This is a genomic window from Pseudomonas sp. UBA6315, assembly GCF_002438125.1.
Taxonomy (GTDB): Bacteria; Pseudomonadota; Gammaproteobacteria; order Pseudomonadales; family Pseudomonadaceae; genus Aquipseudomonas; species Aquipseudomonas faucium.
Genome location: NZ_DJTF01000139.1, coordinates 32,908 through 43,895 on the forward strand (window position 1 = coordinate 32,908; position 10,988 = coordinate 43,895).

Sequence of the window (10,988 nt, forward strand, 5' to 3'; positions counted from 1 at the left end):
CAACGCCACCACCATGATCCAGTCCGACCTCGACCTGTTCGGCCCCCAGCCGCAACGCCTGGCCAGCCACACCGTGCTGCTGCCCGGCTTCGCCCTGCCCGAGATCGAGCCAATACTGGATGCCCTGCGCCCGGTGCTGCGCGCCGCGCCCTGGCGGCACATGCAGACCCCAGGCGGCCTGAACATGGCAGTGGCCCTGACCAACTGCGGCGCGCTGGGCTGGGTCAGTGACGCCAAAGGTTATCGCTACAGCCCCACCGACCCCGTCAGCGGCCAGCCCTGGCCCGCCCTGCCCCAGGTGCTGCTCGGCCTGGCCACGCGTGCAGCCGCAGCTGCCGGCTTCGAAGGCTTCGTGCCCGACGCCTGCCTGGTCAACCACTACCTGCCCGGCACCCGCCTGAGCCTGCACCAGGACCGCGACGAAGCGGATTTCGGCCAGCCGATCGTGTCGATCTCACTGGGCTTGCCCGCCGTGTTCCTGTTCGGTGGGCTGCAGCGTGCCGAGCGCACCCAGCGCATCCCCTTGAGCCATGGCGATGTGCTGGTGTGGGGGGGCGAAGACCGGCTGCGCTTTCATGGCGTGCTGCCGATCAAGCCTGGCGTGCATCCACGGATGGGCGAACGGCGGATCAACCTGACGCTGCGCAAGGCTGGCTGAGCCATTTTCCGGCGGTTTGCGCCTGCCTTGCGCCATCGCCAGCGGCCGGGATGAATTCACATGAATCATTTTGAACATCTGCCCCTCATCCTGCTCAAAACAGAGATACTCGTTGCCCCTGTCAGGAGCTTGCCGATGCTCACTCAGCGCCCCGCCACAAAAGCCCCGCAGCCATGAAGATGCCCGGCCGCGCCCCCAACACCCCCGTGCAGCTCGACTATGTGCGCGACACCCTGTTCGGCCCGGTGGCCCAGAGCGTGGAATGCCAATGCCAGCTCGCCGCCCTGAGCCTGCAAGGGCGCCCCGCCCTGCGCCTGCACATTTGCCCGCCGCTGCCCGACAAGGTCGAGCGCGCCCATAGCGTTGCGTTCATCTGGGATGGCCGCAGCTACCATGGGGTGGTTCGCGACCAGGGCAAATGCGGCGATGGCGGCCTCAACCTGCTGGTGGAGCTGCAGTAAGCCGATCAACGGCGGCGAACCGGGCTGAACCTGGCGCAAATGGCGTACCTCCATACCTAAAGGCCCCTGCCTTTGTGGAGAACGCCATGAACAGTCCGTTGCTCAAGCTTTTCACCCACCCTTCAGATGCCTGGATGGAAATACGCCGGGCCGAGGAAGACCACCCGCAGCAATACCTGCCGCGCCTGCTGGCCCTGGCGCTGATCCCGGCGCTGTGCCTGTTCGTCGGCACCACCACCTTTGGCTGGAGCCTGGCTGCCGAGGAGCGCGTGCGCCTGAGCATGGCCAGCGCGGCGCAACTGGCGGCGCTGCTGTATGCCACCACGGTGGTCGGGGTGATGCTGATGGGGGTGATGATCCGCTGGATGTCACGCGGCTTCGATACGCAACCGAGCCTGAACCAGTGCATCGGTTTTGCCGCCTATTGCGCCACGCCGTGGTTCTTCGCCGGGGTGATCGGCCTGGTGCCGATTCGCTGGCTGGCGTTGATCGTGCTGGCGGCCGCGTCTGCCTATGCCACCGTGCTGCTGTATGGCGGCCTGCAGACCTTTTTACGCCTGCGCAAGGAACAGGCGATGCTGTTCGCAACCTGCGTGTGGGGGGTGGGGCTGTTGCTGCTGGTGACCATCCTGGTGTCGATGATCCTGTTCTGGAGCAACGGGCTGATGCCCGAATACGTGCGCCCGGCCAGCCTCGGCTGACCGGTGCACGGCGTCGCTCAGGCGATGGCCCTGAGCGGCGAAGGATGGGTGGACCGCAGGGCGTGCAGCTGCCCCACCAGGTTCACCACATCGCGGCAACTGTTGAGGCCTTGCAACGACACCCCGGTAAGGACGACGCCCTCCTCCAGGCTTTGCCCCTGGGCCAGCCGGATGGTCAGGCTGACGCCATCGGTGCAGCTCACTTCGCAGCGGTCAGGCAGGCAGGCCTGTTCGATCATTTGCCGCATTTCCAGCATCGAAACGCCTATCAACGACATGGTACGACCCTCTCTGTACTGGATGGCCTGTTGTTGGAGTACGCCTTTGGCAGGCAGGGTGCCAATTGATAATGCGCATGCCCAAACGGCCGTCCATGCGCCTGGGCAATGGTTGCGCGCGAGATCATCTAGCACCTTAGTGGAAGAACCCCGGCAGGCGGTGACCGTTCGGTCCAATGATGGCACGGGGCGACCAGCGGTCGCTAAACCGCCATTGGGCGGGCACGGGCAAACTTTTTGCCGGCGCTGAGGCTCCATTGCTCAAGCCACACAGGACGCTGACGCCCCGATGATCGACGCCAAACTCTACGTGATCGACTATCAGCTGCATGGCAAGCCCAAGTCCTTCGTCATCCGTGCCGAGCAGATGGACAACGCCGAGGCCTGGCACTGGGCCAGTTGCGATGCCGGCCTGGGCCGCATTGGCCGCTACAGCCACGAAAAGGTGCGCATGGTCAGCCGGCCGATGGCCGAGCGCTTCGGCATCAGCGACGTGCGCTGGCGGCAGTCGGGCTGAAGTCGGCCAGCGAAGCCCACAGGTGCTGCGGGGCATAGGCCCGCCAGGGGCGCCAGGCCAGGGCGCGTTCGCCAAGCTGGGCGTCGGGGCCTTCGTACAGGCGTAATGCCTTGACCAGCGCCACATCCCCCAACGGCAATGCATCTCGCGCACCGACTTGGCGCAGGGCCAGGTACTGGGCACTCCAGGGGCCGATGCCCTTGAGGCGGCAGAGGTTGCCCAGCACGGTTTCAAGCGGCTGCCCCGGGCGCAACAGGCCGGGTTGCGCCTGCAGCGCACGGGCAAGGGTGGCGAGCGTGGCCGCCCGCGAGCGCGGCATGCCGAGGTTTTCCAGCTGGGCGCTGGCGATCGCTTCGAGGGTGGGGAATATGTGGGTCAAACCATCCACCTGCACCTGCAGCGCCTGGCCGTGGCGTGCCACCAGGCGGCCGGCCAAGGTCATCGCCCCCGCCACGCTGATCTGCTGGCCCAGCACCGTGCGCATGGCCTGCTCGCAAGCGTCCCACCCCTGCGGCACGCGCAGGCCGGGGCGCGCGGCTAGCAAACGGGCCAGCAGCGGGTCGGCGTTCAAGGCTTGGGCGATGTGTGCGGGGTTGGTGTCCAGGTCGAACACCCGGCGGATGCGGGCGATCAGCCCTGGGAGTGCGGCGTTGGGTACGCCGGTCAAACGAACCAATAAATGGTGCCCGCGTGCGGGCCTGGCCTCCAATACGGCGTGGCGGCCGGCGACCACCAGGGTGCGCCGGTACACGCCTTCGTTGAAGGTTTCGATGCCAGGGATACAGCGGGCAGCCAAAAAGGCCAGGGTCGACGGCCAGTGGTACGGCGCACGGTAGCGCAGCCACAGCGTGTGCTGCAGGTGGCTGCGGCTGATGCGTCGTACCGCGTGCAAGGGGCTCATCGGCCAATCATGCCATCTGCCCGAAACGCCCGGCATGGAAATCGTCGAACGACTCGGCGATCTCCGCCTGGCTATTCATCACGAACGGGCCGTAACCGACGATCGGCTCATCGATCGGCTCGCCGCTGAGCAGCAGCACGCTGGTGTCTTCCAGCACCTGCAGGGCCACACCCTCGCCCGCCCGGTCCAGCAACACCAGGCTCGCCGGGCCGGCATCGCGCTCGCCATTGACCCGCAGCTTGCCGTTGAGCACCACCAGTGCGGCATTGCGCCCCGCGGCAACCGGCAGTTGCAGCTGGGCACCGGCGCGCAGGCGCATGTCCCAGACGTCCATCGCGGTGAAGGTGCGCGCAGGCCCCGGCTGGCCGGCATAGCTGCCGGCGATGACGCGCAGGCTGCCCGCATCGTCCTGCAGCGAGATGACCGGAATATCCGCATCGAGCAGCGTCTGGTAGCCCGCTGCCGCACGCTTGTCGCGAGCCGGCAGGTTGACCCACAACTGCACCATTTCCAGGGTGCCACCGCTCTTGGCGAAGGACGGGGCATGGAACTCTTCATGGATGATGCCGTTGGCGGCGGTCATCCACTGCACGTCACCCGGGCCGATCAGGCCGCCAGCACCGGTGGAGTCGCGGTGCTCCAGCTCGCCCTGGTAGACGATGGTCACGGTCTCGAAACCCCGGTGCGGGTGCTGGCCAACGCCGCGCCGGGCACTGGTCGGGGTGAAGGTGTGGGGGCCGGCGTAGTCCAGCAGCAAGAACGGGCTGATCTGGCTGGCCAGGTTGTCGTAGGTGAACAGGCTGCTCACCGGGAAGCCGTCGCCTACCCAATGGGCATGCGGGCTGTGGTGGATACCCAGAATCTTTTTCATGAGAAGTCTCCTCTCTTGGCTGGGTTAACCTTACCAGTGCGCACAATCTGTCAGTAGACAGCTGAAATGGCACTCATCGTCCCATAAGTGGAACAGTTGAGCCGTTTTGCAGGAAATCCAACACCTGTTGCGCCGCCGTGGCCGGGTCTTCCTGCATGAAACAGTGCCCACCGGCCACTTCACGGGCGCTCACCTGCGGGTTGATGCGAGCCAGGCGTTGCACCGAACGCGGCACGAAGGGATAGGTGCGCGCGCCATACAGCACCAAGGTCGGCACTTGGATGGCGGCCAGTTGCGCCCACATGCGCGCCGGGAACGAGCTGAAGATATCCACCTCGCGGCTGGGCCGGCACTTGAGCACCACGCCTTCGCCACAATCGCCCAGGGCGTGCTCGACGTAGGCATGCAGCGCGGCATCGCTCCAGCCCTTGAAAATCCCCCGGCCCTTCAGCGACGCCAGCGCCGCCTCGCGGTCGGGCCAGTGCGTGCGCCGGCTGGCGGCCTTGCGCGCCAGGGCATGGCTGCGGTGCAGGCCCAGGCGCGCAGCGATGCCCATGGTGCCGATCATGCGCCGGCTGAACAGCACCGGGTCGAGCAGCACGGCACGCGCGAACAGGCCCGGTGCACTGGCCAGCATCAGCCCGGTGAGCACGCCCCCAAAGCTGTGCCCCAAGGCATGGCGGGGCACGTCGCCGTACTCGCCGCGGCCACTTTCGAACGCTTCCAGTGCCAGCGCCGCCGTGCGGTTCCAGCCGCGAAACTCGCCGCCATGGTCACTGTCGCCGTGGCCTTGCACGTCGCACAGCCACAGGTCGAAATGCTCGGCCAGGTCCATCAGCAGCGGCAGGTACGCCAGGCAGCAGAAGCCGTTGCCGTGCACGAAGTGCAGCAACGGCTTGCCACTGGGCTCCGAGCGCCAGCCGCGCAGGGTGAAGCCTTCGGAGCAGTCGTGGGACCAGGGAATCAATTGCATCGGTTTACTGTACTCGGCGGTCTATCAGGGTGCCGATTCTACAAACAGCAGCGGATAAAGCGAAATCACCAGCAGCAAGGCCATCAGGACATTGAACAGCATCAGCCAGCGCGGGTTCTGCAGCAGCTTGCGCAGTGCGCTGCCGAACATCACCCAGATGCCCACACTGGGCAGGTTGACCAGGGCGAACAGCGCGGCGATGACGATCACGTTCATCACATAGCCCTGGGCCGGCGTGTAAGTGGTGATGGCCCCCACCGCCATGACCCAGGCCTTGGGGTTGACCCACTGGAACGCCGCCGCGCCGAAAAAGCCCATCGGCTTGCGCGCATTGGGCGACTCGGCGCTCAGCGGCCCGGCGGTGGCGATCTTCCACGCCAGGTACAGCAGGTAGGCCGCCCCCACGTAGCGCAGCACGGTGTACAGCACCGGCCACGCCTTGAACACCTCGCCCAGCCCCAGGCCGACCGCCAGCACCATGACCATGAAGCCCAGGCTGATGCCCATGGCATGGGGGATCGAGCGACGCACGCCAAAGTTCACCCCCGAGGCCAGCAGCATGGTGTTGTTGGGCCCCGGGGTGATCGAGGACACGAAGGCAAACAGCATGAAGGCCGTGAGCAGGTCGGCAGAGGCAAGCATGGCAGGCATTCCAGTATCGTTATGAGTGCTGTCACACTAACGCAGTCGCCCTGCCCTGCGACCGGTACAGTTATGGTTAATTACGCAGATACACATCACTGTACCGCCACCTCAGCAGCACAAGGAACCCAAGCATGAGCCTGACCATTCGCCCTGCGGTACGTAGTGATGCCGCGCAGATCCTGCGCTTCATCACCGAGCTGGCCGAGTACGAGCGCGCCCGCCACGAAGTGATCGCCAGCGTCGCCGATATCGAGCGCACCCTGTTCGATGACGGCAGCACGGTGCACAGCCTGATCTGTGAGCGCGACGGGCAGGCGATCGGCTTTGCCGTGTACTTCTACAGCTACTCGACCTGGCTGGGGCGCAACGGCATCTACCTGGAAGACCTGTACATCACGCCCGAGCAACGTGGCGGCGGTGCTGGACGTGAATTGCTGCGGCACATCGCCCGCGAAGCGGTCGCAAACGGCTGCGGGCGGCTGGAGTGGAGCGTTCTGGACTGGAATGAGCCAGCGATCGGGTTCTACCAGTCGCTGGGGGCCGAGCCGCAGGATGAGTGGATTCGCTATCGGCTCGATGGCGAGAAGCTGCGGCAGTTTGCGCAGGGGTGAACAGCGCCGGTTCGCTGCTCTGGGGGCTTGAACTTGCCAACCCACGGGCGATGTCTATCCGGGCTGCTTTTCACCCAAGCAGCCCCCACTCCACGTGTATTTCCCGCTGCATGGGCTTATCTCGCAACGGCCATGGTCGAGGGTGCGTCCAGACCATCAAATGAGTCGGCATGACTTCGCCCTCATTGAAATACCGAATGTGCTCTCCCCCTCTGTACATCACTTTCCAGTAGCCACTTTCTGGGCAGGCTTGGCCACTGGCGCACACCATGATTGGGAAGTCGGCCTTGCTCAATGCGGGAGAGCCTGGCAGGGGTTTGCCGCTGGCCGGGTCAAGCAGCTTTTCCTTGGCCAATTTTTGAATAAGGGCTTCGCTAGGCTTCTCTGGTGGAACGTTTGCCAGGCGTGCTTCCAGCCATTGCAGCTTCCCGTCCCACGGTGGCAATTTTGCGGGTGGGAGGGGCACGATTTCGTTGATTTCAGGAACTTTTGGATCGGCATAAGAGTAGTTTGCGAGGATACTCCATATTGCTTTGTACCTGTCGGCCCGTTCTATATCTTCGTCCATGCCAAAGTAACGCGTACTGTGTGCAGGTTGGACTCGAAAAGCATTCCCCAATCGTCCCGCAGAATGTTCGTAACCACCCGCGATTCCCAATTGAAGCACTTCAAGTGCTTCACGGTACTTACCCCCCTCTCTAAGTATTATCCCTAATGCAACGGAAGCCTTGCCGTGCCCCTGTTCAGCAGCACAGCGATACATTTCGTTTGCGACCTGAGACAAAGCGTCAATCGACTCAAGCTTTTCTGCAACATAATATTGAGCTAGCGCACTCCCTTCGTCAGCAGCCCTTCGATAGTATCGAAGGGCCATTTCTGAGTCTTGCTGCAGACCGGCCGAACCCTGCTCAAGAAAATAGGCAACAAACAAATAACCTGTAGCAACTTTAGCCTCAATCAATTTCTCACTGAATCTCAAGTGCTCCCAGCCGCGCAGCTTAAAGTGCCCTCGCATCGCGCCATTTTGCAAATTGATGTTCGCTTTGTAATGATCATGCTCAGCACTGATCCGATAAAGTCGCTCAACTTGAACATTGACACCAACGTCTCGTCTTAGCTGATTATTTCTCTGCAACCAGCGCGCATAGCCAAACAGAACATCAGCATCACTTGATGCAGGCGGAAAAGTTTCGTGCAAACACCTGGAAGTTGCGCTCACTTTAACATCATGAAGAGAGTCCATTTGCTTAACCTTATGACGCACTGAAATTTCGCTCACACTACAAGCCGTAAGCAACATGAAAAATGGAAACAAAAATGATCGCATCAATCCAAATCCTTTAGGACTGGCTTACCGTAGAAGAACTCTACAAGCGAGCATTTCGGAACTGCCTTCTTAATCTGAAAGCGCCTATTCTCATCAATCAACTCCCTCCACGCATCAAACGCCTCCCTGGGATTATCCTGTACCCCCTCCCCATTCGTATGCAGTTCCCACAACCGCCGCCTCAACTTCTGCGCCTCACTCGCCCACTCGTGCGCAATATTAAGTTCACTGTCCACCTGCATGCTCCGCGTATTGATATTCGCCGAGCCATGCGTGGTGAACACATCGTTCACAATCATCAACTTCGAGTGGATATACACCGGCATCCACGGCTGCTTTGCCGGTGAATCTGGCGCCACCAACGAGCACAGATGCACTTTCAACCCCGGTATGTCTTCTGGCGCCACCGTGCTTTCTTCTATCTCTTTGATCTGCTCATCGAGTTCCGCCTGCCATTTCGCCTGAGCACGCCGGCCCACCTGGTCATTCGGGCCGTCAGGCCGTGGCCGCGGCGGCGCGGCCTTCCTGACCTGTTCGATCCGGCGCAGCTTGGTCACCTGCGGGATGGTCTCGGCCCGCCCCAGGCTTTCGATCATCCGCTGCGTGTTCACCGTCCCGGCACCGATGCCGTCGTCGGTGGCGTTGGTGACCACAAACAGGTGCAAGGCGCCGTGCACACCGGGATCGCGCCCGCCGCCGGTCTGGTCCAGCGCGGCTTTCTTGATTGCCTCGGCCAACGGCGGCCAACGAAAGTACTGGTTCTCGATGTAGATGAACTGGGTGGCGTTGTTCACGGCCTGCAGGTACAACGCCTCGATCTCACGCTTCGTGCTCATCTGCGGTTGAGTTCGCAGCAATTGGCACATCAGCCGCTGGCCGCTACCCGACTTGAGGTTCAACGCCTGGGCCACGGCATGCGCTTGCCGATTGACCAGCAGGTCTTCGCCCGTTTCCTTGTGCCAGGCCGTGGCGAAGTTGGCGTGCAGATGTTCAAGCACCGGGCCACTGACCTGGCTCGAAATGTCCTGACGTGGCCGCATACCACGCGGGCCTCGGTCCGGAGCGGGTTTGCTGTGCTCGCTACGGTTGAGCGCCGAGTGCTTGTCGGTGTCCCAATATTCGTCGAGAAAGTTGTGGCCCATCACGAAGCCGACGGCGCTGTCGGGCAGCTCAAAGTCGACCAGCACACTCTTCTGGTGATGGGTGGCCGTCAGTTTCAGGGTTTGGCGCATGCTGGTGCTGATGTGCGGATCAAGGCCGTGGCGCTTTACCTGGTAGGCAATTTCGGCACGCTCACGCCAGCTGAAGCCACGGCTGACGAACACCGGAAAGCCACCGCCAACACGTTTGGCCGCCTGGCGGTCAGCGGCCTCGCACAGCTTGAACCAGTCCCGGTCGAAGGCGTACTGCGTTTCGGTCGAGCTCTGCATGGCGCGGTCCTTGAGGCGCAGCAGCCCCTTGCCCGGCAGGTTCGCCTCGCCCGCAAAACCCGCCGTGTTGAACGGCATTTCCCAGCCCAGGATGCGCACCTGCACCCCTTCGCGGGCCTTGGCCAGCAGCAGCTCGCCCAGGCAAGGGGCGCTGCCGTCGCGGATCAGGTACATCGAAGGCTGGAAACCCCAGCAGATGATGTCGATCGACTTCTGCGCGGCGGCTATGGCCAGGTGCACGGTACGGAAGGTTTCTTCACCGTTGACCAGAGGGGTGTAACGGGCGAGTGCGGGGTCGTAGTCCGTTTCCTCGACGAACCAGGGCGGGGTGAAAGTGCATTCATCGGTGTACTGGAATGCGAGGGGTACGACAGTTACGCTCTGACTCATGCTTGGCCTTCCTGATCAAACAGCTTGATGTACTCATTGCGTGCATTGGCGATAGGCTCAGCAATGGAGGTGTGACGACGCAGGCCACGATTGGCCAAGTGGCCTTGCTCCACGTTGCTGTACTGGTCCGGTATGGGAATCCGCAGGCTGACGTTATTGGCGAATTGCACCTTGTACTGGCGGGTCACAACCTGATGGTCCACCTTCAGCGCACCGCTTTCGTCCACCACGCCCTGCTGCAGCACGACTCCATCCGCAAACAGCGTGTAGGGCATGCCGGCCCAGGTGGCCGAGGGTGCGTTGGGGACTTGTGGCAGCTTCAATGTCATCCGCTGTGGCGACTGGCGCTTGGGATACTCCGCATGCGCAGCCTTCATGCTCGCCGGGCCGCTGTAATCGAAGTGCGCCGACTTGACGTTGTAATCACCCTCGGTCCCCGCTTCGATGCAACAGGCATCGAGGGTGATGTAGCTGCCTCCAGCATTGAGGGTGATCTTCTTCTTGGCGGTGATGCTGATTGCGTCTTCGGTGCTGGTGATCGACAGCCCATTGCGGGCCAACAGCTCCAGGGTGTCGTTCTGCGCCTGGACGGTTATCGGGCCCTGATTGGCAATCAGCTTGATCCCCAGCTTGCGCACGAACAGGCTCAGCCCCCTACCAACACCGACGAACAGACGCTTGACTACACTCAGGTCCGCTTGGCCGCCGGCGTTAAGCATCAGGTTGTCTTGCGCGGCCAGCTGCAGGTGCTTGCCGCTGCTCACGGCAATGCCTTGCGGTGCGCTAAGCAATAGCACCGCGGCCTTGAGCTCATTGAGCTGGTCGCTCAGCAGTGTCAGCTGCGCCTGTACATCGGCGGGCTCTGCCTGGCTGGCCTCAGCGTCGGCAGAGAGTTGCTGCAATTGCTCGCCCGCCTGTTGCAGGCGTCGAGTCGCATCACTCATGTGCAGCACGTTGCCTTGGGCCTTCGTCTGCTCGTCCGCGCTGATGAACACGCCCTTGCCGCCGCGAATCGCGCCCCAGGCATCGCTCCTCAGCTCAAACCCTTCACCACGCTTCTGCTTCTGCCCATCAACCACATGCCCCAGGTTGAGCTGGCTCTTGCCGCCATGCTCGGAACTCAGCTTGACGTGCTCCTGCCCCCGGGTGTCGTCCATGCGCAGCTTGTTGTTGGCCGGTGTGCGCAACACGTTGCGTTGGTAATTGCGCAGGGTCACGTGGTCCG

General features: G+C 62.8%; 13 protein-coding genes. 5 read left to right on the forward strand and 8 right to left on the reverse strand.

Annotated elements, in window-relative coordinates; translation table 11 throughout:
- Positions 1–13: 13 nt before the first annotated feature.
- From alkB to B3E94_RS16565, 3 genes are all read left to right on the forward strand, one after another.
- Positions 14–658, forward strand: a complete 645-nt coding sequence (gene alkB / locus B3E94_RS16555; protein ID WP_286914362.1) for a DNA oxidative demethylase AlkB — start codon at positions 14–16, stop codon at positions 656–658.
- Positions 659–831: 173 nt separating this feature from the next.
- Positions 832–1,119 (forward strand): hypothetical protein, encoded by a 288-nt coding sequence (locus tag B3E94_RS16560; protein WP_008091393.1) that lies wholly within the window; start codon positions 832–834, stop codon positions 1,117–1,119.
- Between the two features lie 86 nt (positions 1,120–1,205).
- Complete coding sequence (locus B3E94_RS16565; RefSeq protein ID WP_236237531.1) at positions 1,206–1,820, forward strand: Yip1 family protein; 615 nt, start codon at positions 1,206–1,208, stop codon at positions 1,818–1,820.
- A 17-nt stretch (positions 1,821–1,837) separates the two neighbouring features.
- Here the strand turns inward: B3E94_RS16565 and B3E94_RS16570 are convergent, their stop codons facing one another.
- Positions 1,838–2,098, reverse strand: coding sequence for a DUF1652 domain-containing protein (locus B3E94_RS16570; RefSeq protein WP_176517617.1), 261 nt, complete (start codon positions 2,096–2,098; stop codon positions 1,838–1,840).
- A gap of 289 nt (positions 2,099–2,387) precedes the next feature.
- Here B3E94_RS16570 and B3E94_RS16575 point away from each other — a divergent pair, with 289 nt between their 5' ends.
- A complete protein-coding gene (locus B3E94_RS16575; protein WP_286914363.1) occupies positions 2,388–2,615 on the forward strand; it encodes a DUF6555 family protein in 228 nt (75 codons plus the stop codon).
- Here B3E94_RS16575 and B3E94_RS16580 read toward each other — a convergent pair.
- The 4 genes from B3E94_RS16580 to B3E94_RS16595 all read right to left on the reverse strand — a co-directional run bounded on the left by B3E94_RS16580 (position 2,584) and on the right by B3E94_RS16595 (position 6,011).
- Entirely contained in the window at positions 2,584–3,516 is a 933-nt protein-coding gene (locus B3E94_RS16580; protein WP_286914364.1) for a DNA-3-methyladenine glycosylase family protein, read from the reverse strand. The two genes, B3E94_RS16575 and B3E94_RS16580, sit on opposite strands and share 32 nt — an antisense overlap.
- Positions 3,517–3,523: 7 nt before the next feature.
- Positions 3,524–4,387, reverse strand: coding sequence for a pirin family protein (locus B3E94_RS16585; protein WP_286914365.1), 864 nt, complete (start codon positions 4,385–4,387; stop codon positions 3,524–3,526).
- A 73-nt stretch (positions 4,388–4,460) separates the two neighbouring features.
- Positions 4,461–5,360: an alpha/beta fold hydrolase gene (locus tag B3E94_RS16590; RefSeq protein ID WP_286914366.1), complete on the reverse strand. Its 900-nt coding sequence runs from the start codon at positions 5,358–5,360 to the stop codon at positions 4,461–4,463.
- A gap of 24 nt (positions 5,361–5,384) precedes the next feature.
- Entirely contained in the window at positions 5,385–6,011 is a 627-nt protein-coding gene (locus tag B3E94_RS16595; protein WP_286914367.1) for a LysE family translocator, read from the reverse strand.
- A 125-nt stretch (positions 6,012–6,136) separates the two neighbouring features.
- Between B3E94_RS16595 and B3E94_RS16600 the strand changes: the two genes are divergently transcribed.
- The gene (locus B3E94_RS16600; protein WP_286914368.1) at positions 6,137–6,616 is read left to right on the forward strand and encodes a GNAT family N-acetyltransferase; all 480 of its coding nucleotides are present in this window, start codon (positions 6,137–6,139) and stop codon (positions 6,614–6,616) included.
- 70 nt (positions 6,617–6,686) lie between these two features.
- On the opposite strand, the gene B3E94_RS16605 is transcribed toward B3E94_RS16600, so the two are convergent.
- The 3 genes from B3E94_RS16605 to B3E94_RS16615 all read right to left on the reverse strand — a co-directional run.
- Positions 6,687–7,943: an SEL1-like repeat protein gene (locus B3E94_RS16605; protein ID WP_286914370.1), complete on the reverse strand. Its 1,257-nt coding sequence runs from the start codon at positions 7,941–7,943 to the stop codon at positions 6,687–6,689.
- Positions 7,943–9,763 (reverse strand): phospholipase D-like domain-containing protein, encoded by a 1,821-nt coding sequence (locus B3E94_RS16610; protein WP_286914371.1) that lies wholly within the window; start codon positions 9,761–9,763, stop codon positions 7,943–7,945. Before B3E94_RS16610 ends, B3E94_RS16605 begins: the two co-directional genes overlap by 1 nt.
- Positions 9,760–10,988: DUF2345 domain-containing protein (locus B3E94_RS16615; protein WP_286914372.1), on the reverse strand; the 1,229-nt coding region annotated here is incomplete at its 5' end. The genes B3E94_RS16610 and B3E94_RS16615, both read right to left, overlap by 4 nt.